We start from the raw sequence: 25401 nt of genomic DNA on the forward strand, positions 1-25401 counted from the left end.
TAAGTGCGTCGCCTTCGCCGATCCCCGGTATCGTCGTTGCCTGCCGCAGTCGAATAGCTCGATGCCGCCTCAGTGGCTTCGTCGAGCGATCAGCGCTGCACCGAGCAGGGCGACGAGTGCCGCAACGATCCCGAAGCCGGGAACGCTGTCGTCAGTGGCCGACTCGTCGTCCGTCTCATCGTCTTCCGCTTCCATTGATTCACCGTCGTCCATCGATTCGTCGTCCATGGACGCTTCGTCCGTCTCGGTATCGTCGACCGTCACGCCGGCGAGCGACATGATCGGTCCGCTGGCAGCCGCGTAGGGACCGTCCGCCGCGCCCTCGCTCTCGAGGAAGTCGTACGTTTCGTCGCCGTCGGTATCTCGATGCGCCATGGCGAAGACGTCGCCGTCAGCCGTCAGCGGATCGTCCAGTGCGATTTCAACGTTTTCGTGCGTGCCGGGGCCGAGGTAGGCGCTTGTCCCGCGGACGCTCTCGAAGACCGCACCGTCCGCGAGCGTGCCGTCGTGGATCGTCACGAAGCCGCCGTCGTGGAGGGTGACGGAATCGACGGTGATCGTCTCCCCGTCGCTCTGCTGGTCGGTCGCGTCGACGGTCGCCGGAACGCTCAGCTTGGCCGTGTCGACGACGGCGCCACCGTTCGCGGTGTACGGGCCGTCTTCGGTACCCTCACTCGCGGGGAAGTCGTACTTGTTGTTGTCGTTCGTATCCTGGTGTGCCATCGGAACGACCGTCTGACTGGCCGTCAGTCGCTCGTCGAACATGATCTCAACGTTCTCGTGCGTGCCGGCCTCGAGGTAGTCGCTCGTGCCGACGACGCTCCCGAAGACGTCTCCTTCGAAGAGGCTGGCGTCGTGAACCGTCACGAAGCCGCCCTCGGAGAGGTCGACTCGATCGATCGTCATCGTGGTGCCGTCCGACGACTGTGCTGAAGCGGAGACGGCGGCCGAAACCGTCACGTCGCCCTCGTCCATCACGATGTCGCCGTCAGTGGTGTACGGGCCGTCTTCAGCGCCCTCACTGGCGGGGAAGTCGTACTTGTTGTTGTCGTTCGTATCCTGGTGTGCCATTCCGAACAGCGTATCGTCTGCCGCGAGTTCGTCGTCAAGGTGGACCACGACGTCGCGGTGGAGTCCCGCCTCGAGGTAGTCGCTCGTGCCGCGGATGCTCTCGAAGACCGCACCGTCCGCGATGGTGCTGTCGTGGATCGTCACGAAGCCGCCCTCGGGGACGTAGACCTCGTCCACGACGACGGCGCTCCCGCCGGAGGATTGGGCCTCGAACGAGACGGTCGCGTCGTCGCTCACTGTCACGTCAGTGGGAGCCATCACCGGGTCACCGTTCGCGTTCGCGTACGGCCCGTCGTCGGCTCCCTCACTCGTTGCGAAGTCGTACGCCTCGTTGTCGTTCGAATCCCGGTGAGCCATCGGGTACACCGTCTCGTCGCCCTCGAGGGACTCATCGAGACTAACGCGAACGTTCTCGTGAACGCCGGCTTCGAGGTAGTCACTCGTCCCGCGGATGCTCTCGAAGACCGCGCCGTCCGCGATGGTGCCGTCGTGGACCGTCACGAAGCCGCCCTCCGCAAGCTCGACGCGGTCGACGACGACGCTGTCGCCGGTCGTCGGCTGCTCGCTCATCTCGAGGCCGGCCGAGACGGTAACTTCGGCGCTCTCCATCACGATGTCACCGTCGGCAGTGTAGGGCCCGTCTGCCTCGCCGTTACTCGAGACGAACGAGTACACCCGATCCTCGTCGGAGTCGGTGTGTGGCATCGCGAACAGCGTATCGTCCTCCGAGATCGGTTTCTCGAGGTAGACGGTGACGTCCTCGTGCGTGCCAGACTCGAGATACGCACTCGAGCCGACGACGCTACCGAGCACCGCACCGTCGCCCAGCGAGCTGTCGTGGATCGTCACGAAGCCGCCGTCCGGGAGCGTCACCTCGTCGACGACGACCGTCGAGCCGCCCGACGTCTGCGCGTCGATGGTAACCGCCGCGTGATCGTGTTCCTGTGCCGTGGGAGCCGACGCGTTCGCCGCGCCGGCAGCACCCGCCGTCCCGGCCAGCATCGCGCTGACCAAAACGATGGTTCCCATCAGTACTGCGCTGTATTGGCGCATGGCCCACACTGCCCCGGATACTTAAAAAAGGATTTTCCGAACTCCGACCGCACTCCCGTGGGACTCCGACCGCACTCGGACCCAAATTCGACCCGAAACCCCTCGTTCGGACCGCTATCTGAAGAGAACAGGGATGTCACGGCCGTGTCGCACAGCGTCACCGTGCCCGGATCACATCGAGCGGACGGACCGTCGCTGACCGTCGGTATTCCGGTGGCAAACCGAGCCCGAACGCGACCGCCACGAGAAGAGAGACCGTCAGTCGAGGGTGATCCAGAGCAAAAAGGACAGGCCGACCGTCTGGGCGACGTTGATCGCCATTTGGGTCTGCCAGACGATCATCGGCACCAGCGACTCGTCGTGCCACCACGCCGAGAGGGCCGGATCGATCAGATAGTAGTATAACACGAGCCCGTTCTCGAGCACCAGGAACAGAGCGAAGACGAGCAGACCGAGCGTATGCTTCGACCTGAACGTGAGATAATTGCGGCCCCAGATGTATCCGAGCCCGAGCAACAACGCGACGTTGAGGGCGGTTGCGACCTTCGCTACGATAATCCAGGCGCTCATCTATTCCTCCGTTCGAAATAGGGCGAGATATACTCTTTCCCAAATTCGTCCATAATTACTCCACCTTCTCGATTATCCGTTCGACGGTCTCCCAGTGACGGCGCGTGCGATCCGTCGGGAGGTAAATAGCGCCGTAATCGTCGCCGCTCTTCGTCAGGATGTCGTTCTCGAGGAGCACGTCGAGGTGATGTCGAATCGTCTTGTAATCGAGTTCGAGGGACTCCGCGAGTTGGTTCGCATTTCGCGGTTGCTCGTCGAGCGCGTTGAGGATGCGTACGCGGTTCGTGCCGCCGCGAGTGCCGGTCAGCACGTACCACAGGGCCGCCTCCATTACCGGGTCCCAGTCACTCAACACTCTTAAACTATCACCTCTCGGGAACAGTAGCCGCAAATTACCGGAAGAGCCGGACGAAACCGTTACGATCGGTGTTCGAGCGATTGCGACCTCGGGATTCGTATCCGTCCCGAGAGGGATTCTCGGTTCCGAACGTAACGACCCTATCATAGTATCAAGCGGTGCCGCGGTAGGGACGACAGTGCGACTCATTCGGGTGTTCGTGCCGGCCGCCGTTCGAGACGACGCGCTCCGCGTACTAGACGGCGAGGGCCTCGATTGCGTTCGGACCGAAGAGACCAGCAACGGGAGCGACGGCGGCGTCGTGAGCGACGAGATGGGCGTCACCCTCGTCGTCCAGCGACCCGCGGACCAACCAACCCCGTATCCGGCCCTCGTCGAATCGCTCGAGACGGCGCTCGAGGACGGAACCGACCGCGAGGTGACTGTCACCGTGGAATTCGTCGACGGTGCAACAACGACGGATGACGCCGTCGAGCCGTCATAGTAAGGGGGTGAGATTGCTGAGAACGCAAGCGGTTTAGGCGCTCTGTCCCTACCTTGATACATGAGCGACCAGCCACGCGTCGAGATTTATACCAAGACGGACTGTCCCTATTGCGAGAAGGCCAAAGACCTCTTCGACAGCAAAGGCATCGAGTACGAGACCTACAACGTCACCGGTGACGACGAACTCTTCGAGGAGATGGTCGAGCGTGCGGACGGCCGCCAGACCGCCCCCGAAGTGTTCATCGACGACGAACTGATCGGCGGCTGGGACGATACCAGCGCGCTCAACGAGACCGGCGAACTCGACGAGAAACTCGGGCTCGCCACCGAGGACGACGGCGAGATCGTCGAACACCGAAAACTGATCATCGCCGGTACCGGCATCGCCGGGCTGACCGCTGCCATCTACGCCGGCCGCTCGAACAACGAGCCGCTCGTCATCGAAGGCGACGAACCCGGCGGCCAGCTCACCCTGACCACCGACGTCGCCAACTACCCCGGCTTCCCCGACGGCATCGGCGGTCCGGAGCTGGTCAACAACATGAAAGAGCAGGCCACACAGTTCGGTGCCGACCTGAAAAACGGCATCATCGAATCCGTCGACGACTCGAGCCGGCCGTTCCGCGTCGAGATGAAAGACGGCGACGTCTACACCGCCGACGCCGTCATCGCCGCCTCGGGTGCCAGCGCCCGGACGCTCGGTATCCCCGGCGAGGACGAACTCATGGGCTACGGACTCTCGACGTGTGCGACCTGTGACGGCGCGTTCTTCCGCGGCGAGGACATGCTCGTCGTCGGCGGTGGCGACGCCGCTATGGAGGAGGCCACGTTCCTCACGAAGTTCGCCGACACCGTCTACATCGCCCACCGTCGCGAGGAGTTCCGTGCGGAGGACTACTGGGTTGACCGCGTGCACGAGAAGGTCGAAGAGGGCGATATCGAGATCATGAAAAACACCGAACTGATCGAGATCCACGGCTCCCAGGCGGAGGGCGTCGACCACGTGACTCTCGTCGAAAACGATCAGGGCCACCCGACGGACCGCCTCGATGACCCCGAAACCGAGGAATTCGACTTCGACGTCGGCGCCGTCTTCTTCGCAATCGGTCACACCCCCAACACCGACTATCTCGAGGACACCGGCGTCGAGACGGACGCCGAGGGCTATCTGCAGACCACGGGCGGCGACGGCGGCGGCCAGACCGAGACCCACGTCCCCGGTATCTTCGGCGCCGGCGACGTCGTCGACTACCACTACCAGCAGGCCGTGACCGCCGCCGGCATGGGCTCGAAGGCCGCGCTGGACGCCGACGAATACCTCGAAGACCTCGAGCGAGCCGACTCGAGCGCAGAGGAAGCGGAACCGGCCACGGCCGACGACTAATCGAACCAGTTCTCCGATATCGTCACGAGAATCGTCGCACCGATCGCCGCTCGTTCTCCTCCGTTCGGCACCACTGTCCTTTCGTCACATCTGCAGTCGTCGTCTCTCGTGTTCACCGACAGTACTCGAGTTCGATTCAAGAGCGTCTGAACTCGGTGGGCGCTCAGGTGGTTCCGTCTCTCGAGAGCCGCGAGCTCGGATCCGAGACGATCGGTTGCCGACCCTCATACGCACTAACGACACACCATTGCGGGCTAGGATGGCTTGTACATCAGAGAGCGACCGCACGCCCTCACAGTCTGTGAGTTGCCGTCCCAACGATCGGTACGGACCGGTCACTACATCGTCGATCAGTCGGCGTCCGGCAGATTCGATCTCCGATGGGAGTATCTCACCGTGTGGTCGGCATGGCTCCTCTCGGACGAATTCGAGTCAGTCAGTGACAGTCAGGTGTGCCCCATCGATGGCTCGGTCTCCTGTGACTCGAGTATCGGTGTTCCTCGACGACTCGCCCGTGTTCCTCCCAGTACCTCTCTCGGGAGACGGACACCCGTCACTGGTTCGACTCGAGACTGTCGACACCCGACCTCTCGCTGTCGCTGGTGGGTATGACGTCCAAGAAAAGAAACTGCGGAATAAAGGCCGGCGTGAGCCGGTAGTTTACAGCTTAGTTCTGGCGTCGGAGTGCCAGCATGGCTGCGCCGAGCAGAGCGACGAGTGCGACGCCGACACCGAAGCCGGGCGTCTCGTCAGAGCCGCCGTCCTCGGAGCCGCCGTCCTCGGAGCCGCCGTCCTCGGAGCCGCCGTCCTCGGAGCCGCCATCCTCGGAGCCGCCGTCCTCGGAGCCGCCATCCTCGGAGCCACCGTCTTCAGAGCCACCGTCCTCGACGTCAGAGGAGTTCTCGGTGACCGACAGCGTACCGGAGTCCTGGCTATCGCCGTCGACGATCAGTTCCCACTCGTAGTCGCCTTTCTCAGCGGTTTCGAGCAGGTCGAGCGTGATCTCGTCGGAGGCGCTTCCGTTCAGTTCGACGGTCTGGTCGTAGAGCGTCTCACCGTCGAAGACGAACTCAACGTCTTCGGACTGAACGTCCTCGTTGGGGTTCTCGACAGCGATCGTACCGGTGACGTGGTCACCGACCACAGGCTCGGACGGGTCGGTGGTGACGTCGTAATTGAACGGCCGCGGTTCCTCGGCCTTGGAGAGGACGGAGTCGATCGTGACTTCGTCAGCGTTGTTGGCCGTGTTCGTGTCGCGGACGCGGAGTTCGAATTCGGTGCCGGGCTCGTACTCAGCGAAGTCGAATTCGGCGCTGAAGTACCGGTCACCGTCTTCTTCCATGACGACGGGTTCGTCGTTCTCGACGAAGTTACCCGTGGATCGGGCGCGGGTGCGGAGCTCCGTACCCGGTGCGACGTTCGTGGAGCCGTCAGCGGTTGCGCCGTCGATCGCGGGCACTTGTGCAGCACTGTCGTCCCAGTCGAGCTCTCGCTCTTCGAGGGTGACAGAGGTGTTCGACGAGAGTTCGTCGTCCTCGTCGCCGATGTACTTGTTGTCCTCAGTGACCGTGAGGCTGACCGTGTACTCCTCACTGGCGTAGCTGAGTTCGCCGTCCTCGTCCTCGATGACGAGGATGAGCTCGCTGCCGTTGTAGTCGCCAGCGTTGACTGCAGTGACGTTGAGCTTGTCAGCGTCCTCGCCCGTGAGGTTGAGGATCTGCGCGTCGCGGTTGGTGCCGGGGTTCTCCTGCTCGAGTTCGAGCGAGATGCCGGCCTGCTGGAGTTCCTGCGTGACGTCATCGCCGTTGTCGAGGCCGAAGAAGACGCCCGTCATGCCGAGGTCCTCGGCACTGACAACGATGTGGTCGTCCTGCGCGATCGTTCCAGTCTGCGTGAGCGTGGTGTCCTCGAGGTCTTCGACGTTCTCGAGGTTGTCGTTAGTCGGTGCGGTGTGGGTGGCAACGTCGCCAATCTCCGATCGCTCCTCGAGGAGGAGGTACGACGAGTCCTGCTCGTCAGCGATCGTGGCGTCACCGTCGCCCATGTCAGCGTCGAGCGACTCCCAGTCGTTGCCGATGGTCAGGAGGTACTCGCCGGCGCCGAGACTGTCGCCGATCGTGTCCTCGCCCTCGTCGCTGATGTTCGCGTATACGACGTCGACGCTGACGTCGTCGATAACGTTACCCTCAGAGTCAACAGCCGCGAAGGAACCGGATTCGTCACCGGTCGTTCCCGCGGTGTAGGTGTTCATCGCGATTCCGAACTCGTCCTCGTCGTAGTCCGACGAGTCGATTTCGAGGCCGACCTCGTAGGCGGTCTCGCCGTGGTCACCGACCTTAACGACGGTCTCGTCGGTGCCGTCAGTGTCGATCGGGATGACTGCGGTGTCGCCCTGTTCTGCACTTGCGCTACCGGTGAACGAGCGGTCTGCGCCCGTGCTCTCAGTGACGTTGACCGTGTCCGACGCTTCGGCGGTCGAGTCAGTCACTGCGAAGTCGAACGTGTATTCGCCGGTGTCGATACCGGTGAAGTTGGTCTCGTATTCGCCGTCCTCGACGTCTTCGAGGGTGACGGTGCTGTCATCCTCGTCGGTGTCGCTGATGTCGAAGTTCTCGAAGACCTGCTCGAGTTCGTCGACGTCCAGGTCACCGTCGGCCGAGGCTTCGATGTCGTACTTCGCGCGAGCGGAGTCGAACTCGAGTCCGAAGTCGTTGGTCGCGTCGTTGACGCTGTCAGACTCGAACTCGGCGGTCTCGAACTTCTGGACCAGGATGTCGAACTGGTTGCTTCGGCTGTCGAAGAAGTACTGACCAGTCTCGAGGTTGCTGGTGTCGAACGTGACGTAGCCGTCGGAGTCAGCGGTGAACTCGCCCGCCGGTCGGGACGAGCTGTCACCGGTGCTCTCTCGGAGCACGACACTCTCGCCGGAGTTGAAGCCGCCGACTGCGACTTCCTGACCGCTCCAGACGAGCTGACCGGAGATGTCGGACGTGGACTCGTAGCTCACGTCGACATCGTCGGAGTCAGACTCGTCCTCGTCGGAGTTGTCGGAGTCGTCGCCGTTGTCGCTATCGTCACCTTCGACGACAGTAAGTTCGCTGTCGCCGTTAATGTCGTACGACTCGTCCGTCTGAACGACACCATCGAACGTGTAGGTGGTACCGACTGCAGCGTCCTCAGGAACGGACACTTCGTACGTGACCGTTGCGCTGTCAGATGCGGAGTCGCCGATTGCGTTGAACGTCACCTGATCGTCCCCGGCGTTGTCGAGGGGACCGGTGCCGTCAACGATCTGGGCGTCCAGCTCGGAGTCGAAGTTGTCCTGGATCTGATACTCAGTTTCTTCAGAGAACGCTACCTCAATATCTACCGTAACCGTCCCGCCCTGCTCGACTTCCGTCGTCTCGAGCGTGCGGTCGGCCGTGGTAGCCTCCTGTGCCGCGGCAGCGCCAGCGAAGCTGGCGGTCATCGCGACCACAGAAAGAACCATCATAGCAGCGAGAATTACGCTGCGTGCCTTGTCTGTAGTTTCGCTTGTCATGTTTATCGACTTTTGTGCTCGGGGACAGGCATGGATTACCCGTCCCGATACACGCGAAACCTTGTGTTGATGTATTAAATGCTTTGTGTTACCTGACGGGCAGACCCAGCCATACTACCCGCGGGAATACCCCTCACTGAAGCCTTCTCTAATCATATTCCCAGTCACATGGGGAGAAATAATATTCTATTACCAGTCGGTTCGTTGGCCTGAGAAGCTTCTTAGAGTGAATAGATTGGCGATAAATTGTGTGAAATGAGGTTTCTGGACTACTCGCAAGTCAAATCAGAGGAAAGTTATGCGGGTTCCGGTTCGAATCAGACAGAAGTACTGGTACTCGGTCTCGTCGTAGATCAAGATCAACTATCGCGTGCGTATAATAATTATCGCGAAGACGAGTCTAATGGCCGATCAGCGGACGCAAAAAAGCGTGATTAGGACGGAAAGGACGAGGAATGTCCTTTACGCGATTACGCGAGCTGTTCGCCGGAGAGGTACGCGGTAACGATCTCGTTGAAGGTGTAGCCACCCTGGAGATCGTCACTCAGGTAGTCGGTAACAGCGGCGTTGAGGCCCTCTTCGTCAACGATACCGTTTTCGTTGGTGTAAGGGAGCTCGTTGCTGCCGTTGTCAGTGTCTTCGCTGACAGTGAGCGTCGCGGTCTGCTCGTTGTTGTCAGCAGAGATACCGTGCTCGTAGTCACCAGCCTCGGCATCGACGGTGTACTGGAACTCGACCGTGGTGGTCGCTCCAGCATCGATCGTGAGTTCCTCGGAGTCCACAACTTCTCCGTCGAACACGTAGTCGACCATGCTTGTGGCACTCTCGGCGGCGGTGTTACTGACGTTTGCCGTCACCGTGATCGTATCGCCCTGAGATGCGTTCGCGGGTGCACCCAGATCAGAGACGGAGAAGCCTTCGGGGGCTTCGACGTTCTCAATCACGATGTCAGCGTTAGTCGTCCCGAGTGGGAGGTTCTCGTCGATCGTGTAACCGGTTTGACCAGCGAAGCTGGCTTCGGTGCGGTAGTCCGCACCAGTTCGGAGGTTCGTGAACGCGTACGAACCAGTGGCACCGGTTTCACGCTGACGGATGCTATCGTACTGGTCGGCAGTTTCGTTCCAGACGAAGAGTTCGACGGTTGCACCGGGGATGTTGTTGTCTTCGGAGTCGACAACGTCACCAGTGAGCTGACCGACGCCGTAGACTTCGACTTCGGCGTTCTGGCTTTCGTCCGTCGTGAACTCAGTCTCTTCGACGTTCTCAGTACTGGCGTTGATGTCAGTGAAGCCCGTGTTCGGACCACCGATGAAGGTGGTCGTCGCAGTACCGTTGTCGTCAGTCGTCAGGTTGACGGCCTCAACCGAACCGACGGACGCGTCAGCGACATCGATCTGGACATCCTGACCCGGAGCGGGGTTCCACTCATCGTCGCCAGTCTGTGGGTTACGCTCCGTCACAACCTTGACGTTGGTCGCATCGTCAAGCGGAAGTGCGGTCGAGTTCACCCACTCACCGTCTTCCTGGACATAGACGTTCGTGCGGTAGTCGAAGACGACGTCTTCCTGGAAGATAGCGACGTCCTGCGTGACCTGATCGTTCTCGGCACCAGTGTTAAGGTTCTGGTCCGTACCAGCGACGTACTGACCAGCAGCGTCGCCCGTTAGGTTGATTCGGTCGTACTGATCGTTGTACTCAACGTAGAGGTTGAAGTCCGTTTCCACACCAGCGAGACCGCTGACGACGTAGGCACCGTCTTCGTTGGTCTCGGCGGTCAGGAAGGAATCACCTTGCTCGTTAACGAAGGTCTCGTTAATGTAGTCGTGAGACTGGTCGACCTGTCCGTCGTAGGCGGCCCAGACGGTAGCGTCTTCGATCGGCTCCTGGGTTTCGCCGTCGCGGATCTCACCGGTGACAACTTCGTCGCCCTCAAGGACGTAGGTCACGTTAGCTGCAGCACTCGCGTTGGCTGGCGAGGCATCACTGTCGAGACCGGAGACTGCTTCGCCGTCGATGAGGTTCCTGACGATCGGCTCGATTTCGCCGTTGACCGTCATGTTGCTCTCGTTGGCGTAGTCAGCACTCACTTCGAACGTCTCGTAGGACCAGTTGCCCGTAGCGGCATTGTCGTCAATGTTGCCTTCGGAGCTGTCTGGAGTGATCGTGACGGTAAGGTTCTGGGTCGAGTTACCGTTCTCGTCGATGAAGCTCGCAATGTCGAGCTCGCCCGCGGTGCCATTGATATTGGCGGCCATCGGCTCGAGCTCGTCAGTGGTGAGGTCGACCGTGACGTCGCGGTTCACGGCTGGGTCGTCCTCGTCCTGCGTCTGCGAGTAGACAACGTACGTCTGCGTGTTATCTAGTTCACCGTCTGCGAGGAGCGTCGTTTCGTTACTGACGATCTGCTGCTGCTCTTCGTCGAAGACGCCAATACCGATCTCCTGTGGCGCTTCGTCAGTCTCGAGTTCGACTTCGACGCTGTCACCGGTTTGACCCGGCGTGTAGAGCGAAGCCGTGCGCGTGTTCGAGACGAGAAGGTCGCTACCTTCAGCTTCAACGACGTAGTCGTACGAGTCTGCCTGCGTAGGACCGACAGCAAGACCCTCGAAGCGGGCGAAGCCGTCTTCGTTAGTCACCAGCGAATCGAGGGGGACTGCCGTAGTCGGGTCCGTGTTGTACTCGTCAGCATCGTAGATGTTGACAGTAGTACCTGCGACGGGTTCACGGGTGTCAGCGTTAATCACGTCAGTGCTCACAGTCCCGCTATCGTCCGTTGCAATCGTCAGGTCTGCCCCGCTAGTGGAGTTAGACGTGGCGACACCGTGAACGTAGTCGTCGTTGGAGTCAGTGGTAGCGCCAGCGAAGACGCCGTCATCTCCCGTGTTCGGTGTAAACTCAACGTTTGTCTCTCCGCCGGGCGAGACAACAACGTTGCTTTGGGAATCGCGCTGATCGCTGCTATCATAGCTCAGAGTAAGAGCAGTACTCCCATTCACGTGGTAGGAGACGGTCTGGTCTCCTTCGAGGTCACCAGTGTTCTCGATCGTCGCGTTGACCGTGATGTCTGCACCGTACGGTGCGTACGGTGGTGCTTCGAGACCCGTGATCTGATAGTTAGCAGGGCTGACAGTCAGCTCGCCAGTGTTCTCAACATCGGCCCAGCCACCCGTAGTAGCCGTAATATCGACACCATCGTTTGGCTCGGCAACGGCAGTCGAGTCACCTGAGGCAGCGTGGATGTCATAGTTCTGTGCAGCAAGGTTGCTGATATCCACGTTCTCGAAAGTGTGCGCGCCGGCACTAGAGCCATCTACTGATGCGCTGGCATACAGGTCCGTGCCGCTATCGTATTGTCCGTTACCGTTTACGTCAACGATATACGCGACGTTATTATCACCTGACTGGTATTCGACTGTAATATCCGATTCGCCTGAATCTGTATCGTCCGAATTAACCGCGGTCGCTGCCGCCGCCGCCCCGCCCGCGAACGCTGCGGACATTGCGATGACAGACAGGACCATCATCACGGTCAGGACTACTGCACGTCCCTTCTCGTGATAGGTTGCTGTATTGTCTCTTGTCATGTTTTGTATTGTTCGGGTTGCTTCTCCTGTGTGGCCACGCTTGCGTTCCGATCGTGAATCGGAGTAATCGGACGTTGAAGCCGGTCCGAGAGACGCCGTCCGATCCTACTTGCTTGCATGACCATGGGTAGGGGTACGGCAGATATTTCATAGCCATCTCTTATATACTTTGTTGTACGTCACAACGCATGAGTATACTGTATGACATACAAGAAACGGAGTTAGTAGCTAATTAATTTTCCAGTCGTATCTTCGAGTGTAGTTGTTCTAAGTCGTCTAACGGACTATTTTGCGTAATATCAGTAGCCATTGACCTAATGTAATCAATTCGGTACAAAAAGATTGTTTTGGAATACTTTCCTCTTGGTATGATTTTCGAGCTGTTCGTAGCCAGAAGCATGATCGGCGGAAGAAGGACCTAATAAGTTCATAACAAATCTCATAATAGTGCTTCTGCCCGTTCAAAGATCTCTATCTGGTGTTATAATTTAACTATTAATTGGAAAATTGAGCACTTGAGGAAGCGTTTCGCGGTCCGAAAATCATGCCACGAAATACGTGGCACTCTGACAAGAGACAGTTGCCGGATCTGCATCGAAAGTCGGATGGTTAGCGGTACGTCACCCTGGTACCCCTACCCACGGGGCGGGAGTCGGTTGTGTGTGGGTGAGCAGGGTGATACCCCATCCGTCCCCGCCATCCGTGGATATCGACTCGTCGCTTATCAACCTGTCTTATGTCTGATGATGAACGTCACAGAATACTACTCTAACGTTTGGGAAATAAATATCAGTGAACCGTTCGGTAATAACTTATTAGCACGCGTCCCGAGCGCTGTGAGGCAGTACATTCATTTCGAAATCCAGTCGGTTTGTCACGATTACGTTACCGGACGTCCCGAAAGGTACGAGCGAACGATCTCGTTGAACTGGCTGTCAGTGATATCGCCGAACAGATAGTCGGAAACCGCAGCGTTGAGGCCGTCGCTATCGACGACATCGTCTTCGTTCGTGTAATCCGTGTGCCAGTCGGTGATCGTCACTTCGACAGCATCGGCGACGGGCTCACCGCCCACGGTGACCGCGTCACCGATTTCGGCCTCGTCGCGCACGTGATGCAGCCGGGCGGTCACCGTTTGGCTCTTCTCGAGCGACGGCTCCAAATCGATTGAGAACGCTTCGGCGGCCTCACCGGCTGCGATCACGTTACTGTGGCCGATCACGTCCCCGGATTCGGTTTCGATGAGGACGACGGCGTCGGCGGCGTTGTAAAATGCCAGATCGACGGAAAGGGTGTCACCGGTCGACTCCTGGTCATCGACGATCAGGTCGCCGACATCCTGCGGGAGCGCGTCGGTAATCGATGCCGGGCAATCTTCTGGGACGATGTCCTTTGGATTATTACCGTTCCCCTCCTCGAACGTGATCGATCCCCCGTAGCGAGTTGCCCACCCGCCGTGGAACCCGTCGTCCCACTCCGTATCTGTAATAGAGAGCCGACTCGGACTATCGTTCGCACCGACGACGAACGAGTAATGGCGACCGTCCATCGCGAACTGGCAGTCCCTTACGTTGACCTCGCCGGGTGCCCACGCCCAGACACCGCGGCCGTCGTAGCCGCTCTCGGTGAGTACGGCGGTCGAGTTGGTAATCGTGTCGCCGTCGCCGCCGACGCGATAGTGAGAGATGCCACAGTCAGCTGCATAACAGCCGTCGATGTGAATCGAGCCCTTCGATCCCTTTCCCTCTGTCGCCGGAGCGGAGGCGTAGATACCGTTGTTGGGGAACCCTTGGACGTTGACGTTCCTGAACTCGAGCGTTCCGTTGTGCTCCGGGCCGACGAAGATACCGCCGGGCCCGTGCGCGGAGTCGCCGACCTCGTCCGACCCGTCGCCGAGATAGACGTTCTCGACGACGCTCGTCCCGTTACCGGTGTCGGAGAGGCCGAACACGGTCCGCGGCGCTCGCTTTCGCCCTCTGAATCCGATATTCCGGATCGTCCAGTCGGTCGACTCTCTCGCGTCGATCGTACAGCCCTCGCCGGTCGTGTAGTCGATGAGCTTGTTCGCGAACGTCTCGCCGTCGCCGACTGGTATCGTCTGGCCGCGTGCTTCGATGACCTCGTACGATTCGGCATCGTCCGCCGCGCTCGCTACCGACATCGAGGAGACGGCCGCCGGAACCGCCAGCCCGGCCAGTTTCAGATACGATCGCCGATCGAGTCCGCTCGTGGGTCGCGTCCGTTCCGTACTCATCTCTCTCGTGCCGACAGTTCACGTACAACATATAATAGATACTGACAGTAATCAGCTCGTGTGAATTAGCACTCCGTCTCAGCTGCGGGGTCAATCCATACCCAGTTCGCCGTCGGAGATGACGATGACGACTCAAGCGGTGAACTCGCACTGGGCATCTTCCAGTGTGCCTCTCTGGCCGTGGATGAGGACGCGGACGACGTTCTGGGAAGCCAGCGCTCGAGAAATCACCGTCTCGATCATGTCTCGAGTCCACACGGCTGCGGAACGCGGTTCGTCGTCACCAGTCGAGTAGGTCTGTCGAACGCTAACAGATCGGAACCGCCCCCTCACTCGTCGGTAGAATCCGAGTCGACTCCCGCGTACACGCGCGTCCGAAGATATTCCTGTAACTCGCCGTGGATCTCTGCGAGCCACTCGTCGTCGTCGGTGCTCGAGCGCCGAAGGGATGCCCCGATGAAGATCGTCTGCAGGACCTCCGCGACGCGCTCGGGCTCGCACTCGCGGAACGCGTCGCTTTCGATCCCCGCCCGAATGATCGCGGCGAGCGACCGTTTGAAGACGCGATCGCTTCGGGTGAAGTGGGCCCGATAGTCCGGATCGTGGACCGCCCGCGCCCGGAGCTCGAGCATCGTCGTCACGAACGCGTGCCACTCGTCGTCGACGTCCGTGGCGAACCACCACTCGAGTACCTCCTCGAGTCGCGCCCGCGGCTCCTCGACCGTGCCCTGTCCGAGTTCGTCCTCGAAGTGTTCGAGTAAGAATTCGAGACAGGCGAGCACCAGCGCGTCCTTGTTCTCGTAGTGGTGATAGACGAGCGACGGACTCTGCTCGAGTTCGTCGCCGATCGTTTGCATGGTCAGGTCGGCGTAGCCGTGTTCGCTGAGGCTCCGGTAGGTCGCCGCCAGGATTTTCTCGCGGGTGTCCGTCGGCTCGTCGAAGACGTCACCGGGCACGGGAGCCCACCTCAGTACTCATTCTCGAGACCGATCGGAACGGCCCGACCCGTGAACTGCCAGTTGACGCCGCGACCGAAACGAGTGCGTGCATGCATCGATACGTCACCCCGCGGTGCCATAACCGGTTTGATTGAACGTTCATTCAAAAGAGTTATACTGACTGCGCTCCGCTCATTTCTCAATGAGTGACAATCAATTTGACACGTATATCGAACGAGAGAACTCGGCGATGAGGGCATCGCCAGTGGCTCTCGGGTCGCGGACGGGGTGGTCCCAATGAACCGGCGGCGCGGCGCTGCCCTCGCGCTCGCCGTCGTGACTATCGTTAGCGTGCTCGCCCCCCTCTCGTTCACGGCGATGGCACAGCAAGCCGGTGGCGAATTAACCCGCGGCGAACCGAACCTCGAGCCCGTGGACTCGAACCCGGAGGTCACGCCGGGCACTGAAACGACGCTCGAGGTCGGTATCAAAAACAGCGGCGAGTTACACACCGGTGCGAACGCCGATCGAGTGGTCACTGCCCGCGGTGTGACCGCCGAGATCGACGACGCCGGCCCCTTCGAGGCGGCTGGCGGCGAAGTGGGCGTCGGTCCGATTCAGGACGGTGCGATCGCGACGGCTCCGCTCGCGATCGACGTGCCCCGAGATATCGAGCCGGGCACGTACGAGATCGATGTCGACGTGACGTACGACTACACGACGCTCGTCTCCGACGGGTCGAGAACGCAGCAACGACAGACGAGAACCGAGACCCTCGAGTACCGAGTGACGGTCCCCGAGGAACCGCGCTTTACCGTTTCGACGGTCGCGAGCGACGTCGCTCCCGGCGAGAGCGGTGACGTGACGATGGAGATCGAAAACACGGGGTCCGAGGCCGCGAATCACACCCGGGCGTCCGTCACCGGCTTCGGCGGCGTGACGATCGACGGCGGAACGAGCGAGAACGCGATCGGTGACCTCGCACCCAACGAGTCGACGACGACGACCGTCGAGGCGTCGGTCGCCGAGTCAACCAGCACGACGGACAAACCCCTCGAGGTGACGTTCACCTACGAGGACGGGGCCGGTATCGACCGGACCACCGATCCCGTTCGGACGACGCTCTCACTGGCGGAATCGCAGTCGTTCTCGATTCGGAACCTCGAGGGTTCCCTGTCGGTCGGATACGAGGGCGACATGACCGGTGACGTCGTCAACGACGGACCACGTCCAGTCGACGACGCGGTGTTGGTCGTCGAACCGATGAGCGACTCGCTGTTCGTCGAGGATACTCGCTATGCCCTTCCCGAACTGAAGCAGGGAGAGGCCGCGTCGTTCAGCTACCCGGTGGAGGTCAGTGGTCAGGCCGACGCGGGTGCCCGCCAGCTCCGGTTTACCGTTGAGTACACCGGCAGCGGGGACACGACCCTGCAGGACGGCCCGATCTCCCAGCGAGTCGTCGTCGGCGACCGAGCTGACGAGTTCTCGATCAGCGACGACGGCGCGTCGGTTCGACAAGGCGAGAACAGCGATCTCGTTCTCGAGATTACGAACGATCGCCCGGAGACGGTGACGAACATCGACGCTCGACTCTACACCGAAGGGGCCCTCGACGCGCCCGACGACGAAGCGTTCGTCAAGGAACTCGCGCCCGGCGAGTCGGCCGAGATTCCGTTCGAAATCTCGGCAGCGTCGGACGCGACCGTCGAAACGCATCCGGTCGAACTCGACTTCGAGTACGACACCCGTCGGGGCGAGACGGTTCTCTCGGACGTCTACAAACACCCCATCGAGGTCGAACCCAGCGAAGATGACGGCGGCGGGTTCCCGTCGGTTATCGTCGGGATACTCGGTGCGCTCGCCGTGAGTGGAATCGGCATCGGCCTCTGGGTGCGACAACGCTAATCGATGCCCGACCTCGACGAGACCAGTGGCCGTGACGCTTCGACGGAGAGCGATCGGTCCCTCAACGAGCGCCTCAACGCGTTGATAACCGACCATCCCTGGCGGATCGTCCTCGCGTTCGCCGTCGTGACCGTCCTGTTCGTCGGCGGCATCGGTGGCGGCGGCGAACAACAGGCCGGCACCGATCAGTTCACCGACGGACTCGAGGAACAGGAGGCCCTCGAGAACATGCAGGACGACTTCCAGCGACAGGGTCGCGAGAGCGGCGGTTCGACCGCCAACCTGTTCATCACCGACGAGCATAATACCCTCTCGAAGCCCAGCCTCCTCCGAATGCTCGAGTTCCAGGAGCGTGCCGAAAACGAAGACGGGCTCAGGGTTTCGTCGTCGACGAGTCCGGCTTCGCTCGTCGCCCAGCAGCTCGATCCGGAGGCGGACACGTCCGAGAAACAACGGCGTGTCATCGAGCGGGCCTCGCAGCGACAGCTGGAGGCGGCGATTGCGGACGCCGACGAGACCGTCGGGTTGCCGGTGAGCACGGACTTCACCCGGGAGTCGGCTCAGGCGGACGTCGCTCAGATCGCGGTCACCTACGACACGCCGCCGAACGCTGATACGGACGATAAAGCCGAATTGCAGACGGGAACAGTCGAGTTAGCCAATGAGATCGACGGCTACGAGACCGGCGAGAATGTCGAGGTCTTCGGTGATGCGATCATCGAACAGGAGACGCTACAGCTTCTCGGTGACACTGCGATCGTCGTCTTCCCAGCGGCGCTCGTGTTGATCATGTTCTTCCTGCTGATCTCGTACCGTGACCCGATCGACCTCGGACTGGGTCTGTCCGCGCTCCTAATGACGATCGTCTGGACGTTCGGGTTCATGGGGTACGCGGGCATTCCGTTCTCGGATACGCTGATCACGGTGTTCCCGCTGTTGCTCGCCGTCGGGATCGACTTCGGGATCCACATCATCAACCGGTATCGCGAAGAACGAGCGGCGGGGGCAGGAATCGGCGATGCCATGGGCATCACGACGAGACAGCTCTCGGGCGCGTTCCTGATCGTTACGATAACGACCGTCATCGGGTTCGCAGCGAACCTGACGAGTTCGCTGTCACAACTCCGGGACTTCGGCATCGTCGCCGCCGTCGGTATCATCTTCACGTTCCTCATCTTCGGCGTCTTCCTGCCCGCCGGGAAGGTGGGACTGGACCGCTTGCGAGAGGGAACTCGAATTCCCGATTTCGGAACCGACCCGCTCGGACGCGAGGAATCGATACTCGGCCGGATTCTGCCTCTCGGAACGAAGGTCGCGCGGATCGCTCCCGTGGTCGTCCTCGTGAGCGCACTCGTCTTCGGCGCGGCGGCGGCCGGCTACGGAACGGGTGTCGACACGGAGTTTTCCCAAGAGGCGTTCTTCCCGGACGAAGACCGGATCGCCCAGTACGAACGACTCCCCGAACCCTTCGCGCCCAGCGAGTACACGTTCATGACCGTTCTCGACTACCTCGAGGAAGACTTCGATCAAGGGTTCGTAGGATCGGTGACAGTCTACATCGACGATCCGGACGTCAGATCGGGCGCCGCCTTCCGCGAGGTCGACCGTGCAGTCACGAATCCGCCTGACGCGTTCGTCGAAACCGACCGGCGGGCAGAGGCGGACAGTATCGTGAGCGTCATGGAGCAACGGCAATCGACCGATCCCGAGTTCGCGGCGACGGTCAAGCAGGCTGATTCGAATGGCGACAGACTGCCGGACCGAAACGTCGATCGCGTCTACGACGAGCTGCTCGAGGAAGATGCGGGTCGCCAGTACGTCACGAGCGACCGGAGCGCGACTCGTATCGTGTATCAGGTCGATGTCGACGCCGACCAGACGGAGGCGACGAACGCAGCCGAGGAAGTCGCGGCTGGAATGGAGATGGATGCGACGGCGACCGGCAGCTTAGTGGTCAATCAGGCCGTCATCGACCGCATCAGCGACTCCGCGATCACGAGCCTGATCGTCGCGTTCGTCCTCACCGCGATCTTCCTGATGCTCTCCTACTGGTGGCTCGAGGGACGGATGATCTACGGCGTGATCAATCTCGTGCCGGTGCTCGTCACGGTCGCGATGCTCGCGGGGTCGATGCGGCTGTTCGATATCCCGCTATCCCCGTTTAACGCGCCCATCCTCTCGGTCTCGATCGGACTCGGCGTCGACTATACGGTCCACTTCATGCACCGATTCGTCGACGAGTACGAAGGCGGGGCCGACGTCCACGAGGCGCTGGCGGTCACCGTTCGCGGGACCGGCGGTGCCCTGACCGGTAGTATGCTCACGACCGTCTGCGGGCTCGGCGTGTTGTATCTCGCACTGATCCCTCTCATCATGGAGTTCGGACTCCTGCTCGCGCTGGGGGTCTTCTACGCCTACCTCACGTCGATCTTCATCCTTCCGTCGACGATCGTCGTCTGGGATCGCCTCGAGCGGCGCTTCGGTCCGATCGGAGAGATCCGGTGGCGGGAGTCGGCTCGGTCCGTAGCGGGGAAGAACTAGGCGGCTCGAGTCCGACGGTTACCCGACTCCTCGTTCTCCCGTTTTCCACCTCGTCTATGCGTATCTCCCGGATCGCTCGATAGGCGAACCCAGCGTACTAACCGAAACGTGCCATTGTTCCAAGAGCTAATTACAAATCGGCATGAAATGAATCCGATGACCGAGACGACCCACATCCTGCTCAGAGCCGAGAACGAAGATGCTGCCGACCGGCTCATCCGGGAATACGTCGTTGATGCTATCGACAGGCTTCCGGAGACGGACCCCTGTGACGGGATCTCATTCGCATTTGACGATCATCCGGAGACGGGAGACTCGAGTGTCGTCGCACTCGTTCTCGACGGCAAAGCGAGTGAATTGGTCGAGACCGAATGCGGACGATGGGACGCTCTCGTCGAGAAGGGGTTCATCGAAGGGTGGGAGCAAGCAGCCGTTTTCGACCATGATGAACTGGGTGCCAAGTGGAGTGAGAACTATCTGGAACTGTCGTCCGCGATTACGCAACTCTCGACCGAGATGACAAAGGACGTGTACGAGACATTTGATGCGCATCCTGCCGCTGTCGATACATTCCCCGATGAGAACGACGGACTACCACCAGTCGGATGGTGGACGTTGGTACATCATCTCACCAACCAGCAGAACTATTCGTTAGAAGAGGAGCTACGGGCGTACGAATACGGTATCGAGCACACTCTTCGAAACAGCGCGGAGTACGACGGTGAAACAGCGGCAGCGGAACGACTCGACCAGCACCTCGAATCCCTCGAGTCAAAGCGCGAGGAAATCCGTGAGGGACGACTGGATTCGTAAGTCACGGCAACCCTAAACCGGAGAGAGTGAACGTACAAACACGTCAGGAACAGGGTCTCGCTCGCGACCAGTATCTTCCTTCCCTTCGAGATGGAGACCGGTTCAATAGATACGCGCTCTGTATTTGCCGGATATGATCGCGCTCTCCTCGGAGAAAGACTGCGAAGACATCGAGGTGGAACGAGTCCCGCGAACGACCGACGAGGAATGATCCTGGATTGAAGAGACAGTATCTCCTGAACGAGGCGTGGTACTCGAGGGGTATATGTTTCACAGGTTCCTTACTCGTCTTCCGTCTGCTACTCAAACGTCAGCGTTCACGGACGCCGTCTATGTTACTATCCGTGATCTCCGAGTGCCTAATAGAGAATCTAAAACACCTATAATTCGACTATCGATTCTCGCGCTGTTCGACTTTGTTCAGTTCGATCAACAGCCGGAAGATCGCCTTGACGAGGTTTGCGTCGACGTCGAACTGTTCGGCGTTGTCGCCCGCTCGCTCCATGACCTGCTGTTCCTGTTTCTCGTCGGTCGTCGGCAACCCCTGTTCGTCTTTGACCGCCGCGATCGTGTCCGCGACGTAGGTTCGCTGGGCGATCAACTCGACGATCTCCTGGTCGATCGTCCGGATCTCCTCGCGCAGTTCGTCGAGGTCCATCTCCTCGGGGGTGCGATTCTCCGCGTCGATACCGCCGTCCGTCGCTCCGTCAGTTGGCTCTCGAGTCATGTCGTTCGTGTTCCGTCCGTTCGCGTTCGCAGTAATCGTGTCGTTCCGTCCCGCTCGTCCCATCGCTCCCGGACCGCCTCGAGCGCGTCCCGCTCTCCGACGGCGACGTAGCTCGGGCCGGTGCCCGAGAGCGAGACGCCGGTCACGTCGGGCAAGGCGTCGATCATCGGGCCTGTAGAGAACTCGAGCGCGGCCGAGAAGGCGAAGCCGTTGACGGTCATGGCCTCGCCGTAGCGGCCGTCGAGCGCGAGTTCTTCGACGAGGGCGGCCATCGGGGCGACGCGTTCGCAGGCCGAGACGTCGGCGTCGGCGCTGTAGGACTGTTCGGGCGGCGTGTAGACCAACGCATGCCAGTCGATCTCCTCGCGGGCGAGCAGCGCGTCGGCCGCGTTGTCGGTTACCGTCACGCCGCCGAGCATGCTCGCGCTGGCGTCGTCGAACGCGCCGGTCGCCGTCACGCCGGCGTCGCGAGCGGCCCGGACGCCGAGCCGGCAGGCCTCGATCCGCTCGACCGCGTCGGCGACCTCGAGGGCGTCCAGCGTCGCGAGCACCGTCGCGTTGGCCGCGGCGCTGGAACTCTTCAACCCGGCGGCCATCGGTACTTCGCTCTCGGTGTGGACTCGAGCCCCGACCGTCGAGTCGTCCAGGCCGGCCCGCTCGGCGTACTCACTGATCGTCATCGCGGCACAGCGTTCGACGAGCGTCGTGTCGGCCTCGGGCTGGCCGGCGACCTCGCCGACGACGTCGCCGCCTTCGGTGAGTTCGACGGTCGCGGTCGTCTCGAGGTCGATCGCGAACGCCGACCCGGTGCCGGTCGCGAGCGCGTTGAGTACCGTTCCGGCTGCGGGGGCGACAGCGCGGCCATCCATACTCGGACACTCTCAGAGGGCGTACTTACGGCTGACGATCCATAGGAGTCCGACGAACCGTCTTACGTCGCGATAATCGACCGCAGGCCAGCTATTCTGTCCGGTTTCGGAACTCCGACTCGAGCATTCCGTAGAGAACGGCGTTTACGGATCGTCCGTCGACGTAGTAATGATCGCGGAGCTGCCCCTCCTCGCGAAAGCCGAGTTTCTCGAGGACGCGCATCGAGGGGTCGTTGTCCTCGAAGACGCGGGCGATGACCTTTCGGAGGTTTCGTTCGTCGAACGCGTACCGGAGACAGAGTCCGGCGGCCTCGGTCGCGTACCCCTGTCCCGTCTCGTCGGTGGCGATCCAGTAGCCGAGTTCCCCGTTGCCGTGGACATCGCTGATCTGAAAGAGCCACGTCAGTCCCACCGGGTCGCCGTCCCGACAGGCGAGGAAGTGGACCGTATCGTCGGCCGCGAGGAGATCAGCGATGTCCGACTCCGTTATCGGCGCGTATTTGTTGGTCCCGTGGCGGACGGCGGGATCGTTCCAGTGACGGGAGAGAAAGGCGTGGTCGTCCGGTTCGATCGGTCGGAGCGTGAGTCGATCCCCGGAGAGAAATGCTGAGCCCGGCATAGGGAGGCCATCATCTGCGGCGGGCAAGTATCTTCCGACACCTCCGGACGGAAAATATCGACTCCGATTCGAGCGGACGACCCGGAGAACGCACCGCTTTTCCCCGATCCGACCCAAAGACGGGTAATGAGTGCACGCAACGACGTCGCCCCGAGCACGATCGGCGTCGATTTCGTCGACGGTGGCGTGGTCGTCGAGTACCACGACGGCCGAGAGGTGTTCTACCACGGCCCGCCGAAACCGGTCGAGGGGGCCTTGACGACCCCACCGGGGAAGCAGGTCCACGTCCTCGTCACCGATCCCGACGGCGTCGAGGGCGTCATGACCTATGTCAACGACCGCAACACCCACGACGACATCCTCGAGACGACCGGCGTCGGTCGCGTGATGCTCGACCGCGACGACGAGGCGGAGCTGTTCCCGGGCGTCACCGTCGCGACGGAGGCGTACTCGATCCGCGTCGAAGCCGACCTCTCGGTCGTCGACGGGCGGGTGTTCGTCTTCGCGGAGGACGAGATGAGCGAACACGCCTACGAACTCGTGGAGAGCACCGAATAATGCCACTGCAGAAACCCTGGCGTGACCTCGAGCGGGAGACGGTCGCCGCCGCGCCGGATCGACCCGGTGTCTACGAACTCGGCGACGGATCGGGGACGGTGCTGGCGGTCGATCACGGCGTCCTCCGGGACGAACTCAAGAGCGCGTTGGCCTACGGGGACGGCGACCGCGTCCGCTGGACGGAGACCCACACGCTCGAGGGGGCGCGCGAACTCGCGGCCGAGCATCGCGACCGGCTCGAGTGACCGCTACTGGATGTAGGTCGGATCGGAGCCGTCACACCGCTTTTCGTGCTCCGCCGCGTCGGACTGCTCGTCGAAGAGGAGTCCGCAGGTCTCGCACTCGTACCAGATCGTGTCGTCGCGTTCTGTCTGGACGACCATGGGTTACGATGGAACACGAACGACAAAAGGCGTTTCTCCGGTCACCGTCGCCGTCCCGACCGGATCATCGACGCGGAACGGTCGCGATCAAGCGTCGAGTTCGGTCAGTTCCTCGACGTCCGGGATCTGCTCGCTCGCGGAGGTGATCTGTTGCATTCGCTGTTCGTGTTTCGTGTACGCGTACTCGGCCAGTTCGGAGGGACTCGGGCCGGGACCGGTCTCAGTGCTGGCCCCTCGATCGCCCGCCAGGCTCTCCTGGACGAGCGGGACCAGTTCGTCGACTGTTTCGCGGAGGAGGTCGGGGTCGACCGCGCCGTCGGCCACGAGCTCCTTGAGTTTCGCCATCCCGAAGCCGACGTGACGGCCCTCGTCGCTTCGAACCAGTTTGAGCCCCTCGACCAGCCCCGGGAGATCGGGCAGGTCGGGTTCGCTCTCGCCGTACGCGAGGGTGAGCCCGTAGTAGCCGGTCTGGGCCAGAATCCCCTCGATCGTCAGGTGGTAGTGGCAGTGTGCCTTCGCACGGGTTTCCGGCGTATCCTCCTCGAGAAGCCGCGCCATCGCTCGCTCGTTGCGCTCGAACAGTTCGTCGTAGGGCTCGTTGAACCACTTTTCGTCGGTCGGCGACGAGAGTTCCCGTCCGCGTCGCTCCTCCTCGGCGTGGATCACGTCGCGCCAGTAGCGATCGAAGAAGTCGGTGTGTTTGGACTCCTCGTAGAGCTGCGTCGTGATGAACATTTGATCCTCGATATCCTCGAGCACGACGGCCAGCGGCGCGAGGTCTTCGGTCACCGACTCCTCGCCCGCGCCGAACAGCGCGAGCGACTGCTTGAGTCCCTCGAACGCGGGATCGGGGAGTTCGGCGGCCCCCTCGCGGTCCGCCTCGAGGTCGATATCGTGGGGGTCCCAGTGTTTCTCGACCGCGTTTCGGTAGTAGTTGTGCGATCGAGTCGTGGTCTCGAGTTGCATCGCGGGGTGGTCGTCGGTGCGCATGCTCACCCGAACAGATGCACCGTCGTCCGATCAGTCTATATCTCATGGGTTAGGGTGTTTATATCGGTCGCCGCTGAAGGGGCCGTATGGGACTCATCGCCGAGTTTCAGCTCAACTCGTCCGATTTGCCGTTAACGGACGCAGTGGCGGCTCTCCCCGACGTCACGCTCTATATCGAACGGATCCTCGTCGTCGATCCCAAGCGGCCGGTCGTCCTCTGTCGAGCCGTCGAGGCCACCGACGGATTTTCCGAAGCGCTCACGGCCGATCCGACGGTCGAGACCTTCGAGATGATGGACGACACGGACGAGGAAGGAGGCGCAATGTATCGCATCAAGTTGCGGGATCCGCCGCTCCCGATCTATCGGAAGTACGTCGAACTGGGGACCACCCCGTTGGGCGGAATCGTCACCGTCGACGGCTGGTGGGGGCGGGCACGGTTTCCCGACCGAGCGGCGCTCGCCGAGTACCGATCCTTCTGTACGGAACGGGGCGCAACGTTCAAACTCGAGCGACTCACGCGGGAGTCGTCCACGGACGACCCGCCTTTCGGACTCACCGACGAGCAGTACGAGGCGCTGGTCGCGGCCCGCGACGCGGGCTACTTCGCGGTCCCCCGGGAGGCCTCGACCGAGGAGATCGGCGATCGGTTGGGGATTTCGGCACCGTCAGCGTCCGAGCGGTTGCGACGGGGGATCGATCGGGTACTCGAGAACGCATTGTAGCCGGAAGCGGTTCGAATCGGGAGGCCAGCGAC

20 protein-coding genes are annotated in these 25401 nt (G+C 61.3%); 8 read left to right on the forward strand and 12 right to left on the reverse strand.

Features of this window, described 5'->3' with window-relative positions; all coding sequences use genetic code 11:
- Positions 1–69 precede the first annotated feature (69 nt).
- The 3 genes from LDH66_RS04730 to LDH66_RS04740 form a co-directional block, all read right to left on the reverse strand.
- On the reverse strand, positions 70–2073 hold the full coding sequence (locus LDH66_RS04730; protein ID WP_425492907.1) for a DUF7282 domain-containing protein: 2004 nt from the start codon (positions 2071–2073) through the stop codon (positions 70–72).
- A gap of 309 nt (positions 2074–2382) precedes the next feature.
- Positions 2383–2694 (reverse strand): DUF8036 family membrane protein, encoded by a 312-nt coding sequence (locus LDH66_RS04735; protein WP_226479917.1) that lies wholly within the window; start codon positions 2692–2694, stop codon positions 2383–2385.
- A 55-nt stretch (positions 2695–2749) separates the two neighbouring features.
- Complete coding sequence (locus LDH66_RS04740) at positions 2750–3025, reverse strand: ArsR/SmtB family transcription factor (RefSeq protein WP_226479918.1); 276 nt, start codon at positions 3023–3025, stop codon at positions 2750–2752.
- Positions 3026–3230: 205 nt separating this feature from the next.
- Between LDH66_RS04740 and LDH66_RS04745 the strand changes: the two genes are divergently transcribed.
- Both LDH66_RS04745 and LDH66_RS04750 read left to right on the forward strand, forming a co-directional pair.
- Positions 3231–3536 carry a hypothetical protein gene (locus LDH66_RS04745; protein ID WP_226479919.1) on the forward strand — a complete coding sequence of 102 codons (306 nt, stop codon included), beginning with the start codon at positions 3231–3233 and terminating at the stop codon, positions 3534–3536.
- Positions 3537–3596: 60 nt separating this feature from the next.
- On the forward strand, positions 3597–4922 hold the full coding sequence (locus LDH66_RS04750) for an FAD-dependent oxidoreductase (RefSeq protein WP_226479920.1): 1326 nt from the start codon (positions 3597–3599) through the stop codon (positions 4920–4922).
- A gap of 667 nt (positions 4923–5589) precedes the next feature.
- On the opposite strand, the gene LDH66_RS04755 is transcribed toward LDH66_RS04750, so the two are convergent.
- The 4 genes from LDH66_RS04755 to LDH66_RS04770 form a co-directional block, all read right to left on the reverse strand.
- Complete coding sequence (locus tag LDH66_RS04755) at positions 5590–8463, reverse strand: BGTF surface domain-containing protein (protein ID WP_226479921.1); 2874 nt, start codon at positions 8461–8463, stop codon at positions 5590–5592.
- A gap of 470 nt (positions 8464–8933) precedes the next feature.
- Positions 8934–12047: a surface glycoprotein gene (locus LDH66_RS04760; protein ID WP_226479922.1), complete on the reverse strand. Its 3114-nt coding sequence runs from the start codon at positions 12045–12047 to the stop codon at positions 8934–8936.
- Between the two features lie 880 nt (positions 12048–12927).
- A complete protein-coding gene (locus tag LDH66_RS04765; protein ID WP_226479923.1) occupies positions 12928–14301 on the reverse strand; it encodes a hypothetical protein in 1374 nt (457 codons plus the stop codon).
- A 329-nt stretch (positions 14302–14630) separates the two neighbouring features.
- Positions 14631–15257 (reverse strand): TetR/AcrR family transcriptional regulator, encoded by a 627-nt coding sequence (locus tag LDH66_RS04770; protein ID WP_226479924.1) that lies wholly within the window; start codon positions 15255–15257, stop codon positions 14631–14633.
- A gap of 279 nt (positions 15258–15536) precedes the next feature.
- On the opposite strand from LDH66_RS04770, the gene LDH66_RS04775 reads away from it, so the two are divergent.
- From LDH66_RS04775 to LDH66_RS04785, 3 genes are all read left to right on the forward strand, one after another.
- Positions 15537–17144, forward strand: a complete 1608-nt coding sequence (locus tag LDH66_RS04775; protein ID WP_226479925.1) for a COG1361 S-layer family protein — start codon at positions 15537–15539, stop codon at positions 17142–17144.
- Positions 17145–17147: 3 nt separating this feature from the next.
- On the forward strand, positions 17148–19685 hold the full coding sequence (locus tag LDH66_RS04780; RefSeq protein WP_226479926.1) for an efflux RND transporter permease subunit: 2538 nt from the start codon (positions 17148–17150) through the stop codon (positions 19683–19685).
- Between the two features lie 156 nt (positions 19686–19841).
- Positions 19842–20498 carry a hypothetical protein gene (locus LDH66_RS04785; RefSeq protein WP_226479927.1) on the forward strand — a complete coding sequence of 219 codons (657 nt, stop codon included), beginning with the start codon at positions 19842–19844 and terminating at the stop codon, positions 20496–20498.
- Positions 20499–20889: 391 nt separating this feature from the next.
- Here LDH66_RS04785 and LDH66_RS04790 read toward each other — a convergent pair whose 3' ends face one another.
- The 3 genes from LDH66_RS04790 to LDH66_RS04800 form a co-directional block, all read right to left on the reverse strand.
- Positions 20890–21225 carry a chorismate mutase gene (locus tag LDH66_RS04790; RefSeq protein ID WP_226479928.1) on the reverse strand — a complete coding sequence of 112 codons (336 nt, stop codon included), beginning with the start codon at positions 21223–21225 and terminating at the stop codon, positions 20890–20892.
- Positions 21222–22094, reverse strand: coding sequence for a shikimate kinase (locus LDH66_RS04795; protein ID WP_226479929.1), 873 nt, complete (start codon positions 22092–22094; stop codon positions 21222–21224). The genes LDH66_RS04790 and LDH66_RS04795 overlap by 4 nt, the downstream gene beginning before the upstream one ends.
- 91 nt (positions 22095–22185) lie before the next feature.
- On the reverse strand, positions 22186–22713 hold the full coding sequence (locus LDH66_RS04800; RefSeq protein ID WP_226479930.1) for a GNAT family N-acetyltransferase: 528 nt from the start codon (positions 22711–22713) through the stop codon (positions 22186–22188).
- 126 nt (positions 22714–22839) lie between these two features.
- Here LDH66_RS04800 and LDH66_RS04805 point away from each other — a divergent pair, with 126 nt between their 5' ends.
- On the forward strand, positions 22840–23271 hold the full coding sequence (locus LDH66_RS04805; protein WP_226479931.1) for a DUF5796 family protein: 432 nt from the start codon (positions 22840–22842) through the stop codon (positions 23269–23271).
- The gene (locus LDH66_RS04810) at positions 23271–23516 is read left to right on the forward strand and encodes a DUF7508 domain-containing protein (protein WP_226479932.1); all 246 of its coding nucleotides are present in this window, start codon (positions 23271–23273) and stop codon (positions 23514–23516) included. Before LDH66_RS04805 ends, LDH66_RS04810 begins: the two co-directional genes overlap by 1 nt.
- Positions 23517–23519: 3 nt before the next feature.
- Here the strand turns inward: LDH66_RS04810 and LDH66_RS22860 are convergent, their stop codons facing one another.
- Together LDH66_RS22860 and LDH66_RS04815 are read right to left on the reverse strand one after the other, a co-directional pair.
- Entirely contained in the window at positions 23520–23654 is a 135-nt protein-coding gene (locus LDH66_RS22860) for a DUF7128 family protein (RefSeq protein ID WP_255681870.1), read from the reverse strand.
- A gap of 87 nt (positions 23655–23741) precedes the next feature.
- The gene (locus tag LDH66_RS04815; RefSeq protein WP_226479933.1) at positions 23742–24644 is read right to left on the reverse strand and encodes a ribonucleotide-diphosphate reductase subunit beta; all 903 of its coding nucleotides are present in this window, start codon (positions 24642–24644) and stop codon (positions 23742–23744) included.
- Positions 24645–24730: 86 nt separating this feature from the next.
- On the opposite strand from LDH66_RS04815, the gene LDH66_RS04820 reads away from it, so the two are divergent.
- Positions 24731–25369 carry a helix-turn-helix domain-containing protein gene (locus LDH66_RS04820; protein WP_226479934.1) on the forward strand — a complete coding sequence of 213 codons (639 nt, stop codon included), beginning with the start codon at positions 24731–24733 and terminating at the stop codon, positions 25367–25369.
- Positions 25370–25401 lie beyond the last annotated feature (32 nt).

The organism is Natrinema amylolyticum (assembly GCF_020515625.1).
Lineage (GTDB): Archaea > Halobacteriota > Halobacteria > Halobacteriales > Natrialbaceae > Natrinema > Natrinema amylolyticum.

What these genes read in the sequence shown, in the direction of transcription:
- LDH66_RS04800 (WP_226479930.1), bottom strand. Translation starts at nt 22,713, where the DNA reads ATGCCGGGCTCAGCATTTCTCTCCGGGGATCGACTCACGCTCCGACCG.
- LDH66_RS04735 (WP_226479917.1), bottom strand. Translation starts at nt 2,694, where the DNA reads ATGAGCGCCTGGATTATCGTAGCGAAGGTCGCAACCGCCCTCAACGTC.
- LDH66_RS04750 (WP_226479920.1), top strand. Translation starts at nt 3,597, where the DNA reads ATGAGCGACCAGCCACGCGTCGAGATTTATACCAAGACGGACTGTCCC.
- LDH66_RS04790 (WP_226479928.1), bottom strand. Translation starts at nt 21,225, where the DNA reads ATGACTCGAGAGCCAACTGACGGAGCGACGGACGGCGGTATCGACGCG.
- LDH66_RS04780 (WP_226479926.1), top strand. Translation starts at nt 17,148, where the DNA reads ATGCCCGACCTCGACGAGACCAGTGGCCGTGACGCTTCGACGGAGAGC.
- LDH66_RS04760 (WP_226479922.1), bottom strand. Translation starts at nt 12,047, where the DNA reads ATGACAAGAGACAATACAGCAACCTATCACGAGAAGGGACGTGCAGTA.
- LDH66_RS04775 (WP_226479925.1), top strand. Translation starts at nt 15,537, where the DNA reads ATGAACCGGCGGCGCGGCGCTGCCCTCGCGCTCGCCGTCGTGACTATC.
- LDH66_RS04820 (WP_226479934.1), top strand. Translation starts at nt 24,731, where the DNA reads ATGGGACTCATCGCCGAGTTTCAGCTCAACTCGTCCGATTTGCCGTTA.
- LDH66_RS04805 (WP_226479931.1), top strand. Translation starts at nt 22,840, where the DNA reads ATGAGTGCACGCAACGACGTCGCCCCGAGCACGATCGGCGTCGATTTC.
- LDH66_RS04730 (WP_425492907.1), bottom strand. Translation starts at nt 2,073, where the DNA reads ATGCTGGCCGGGACGGCGGGTGCTGCCGGCGCGGCGAACGCGTCGGCT.
- LDH66_RS04740 (WP_226479918.1), bottom strand. Translation starts at nt 3,025, where the DNA reads ATGGAGGCGGCCCTGTGGTACGTGCTGACCGGCACTCGCGGCGGCACG.
- LDH66_RS04815 (WP_226479933.1), bottom strand. Translation starts at nt 24,644, where the DNA reads ATGCGCACCGACGACCACCCCGCGATGCAACTCGAGACCACGACTCGA.
- LDH66_RS04755 (WP_226479921.1), bottom strand. Translation starts at nt 8,463, where the DNA reads ATGACAAGCGAAACTACAGACAAGGCACGCAGCGTAATTCTCGCTGCT.
- LDH66_RS04810 (WP_226479932.1), top strand. Translation starts at nt 23,271, where the DNA reads ATGCCACTGCAGAAACCCTGGCGTGACCTCGAGCGGGAGACGGTCGCC.
- LDH66_RS04765 (WP_226479923.1), bottom strand. Translation starts at nt 14,301, where the DNA reads ATGAGTACGGAACGGACGCGACCCACGAGCGGACTCGATCGGCGATCG.
- LDH66_RS04785 (WP_226479927.1), top strand. Translation starts at nt 19,842, where the DNA reads ATGACCGAGACGACCCACATCCTGCTCAGAGCCGAGAACGAAGATGCT.
- LDH66_RS04795 (WP_226479929.1), bottom strand. Translation starts at nt 22,094, where the DNA reads ATGGATGGCCGCGCTGTCGCCCCCGCAGCCGGAACGGTACTCAACGCG.
- LDH66_RS22860 (WP_255681870.1), bottom strand. Translation starts at nt 23,654, where the DNA reads ATGGTCGTCCAGACAGAACGCGACGACACGATCTGGTACGAGTGCGAG.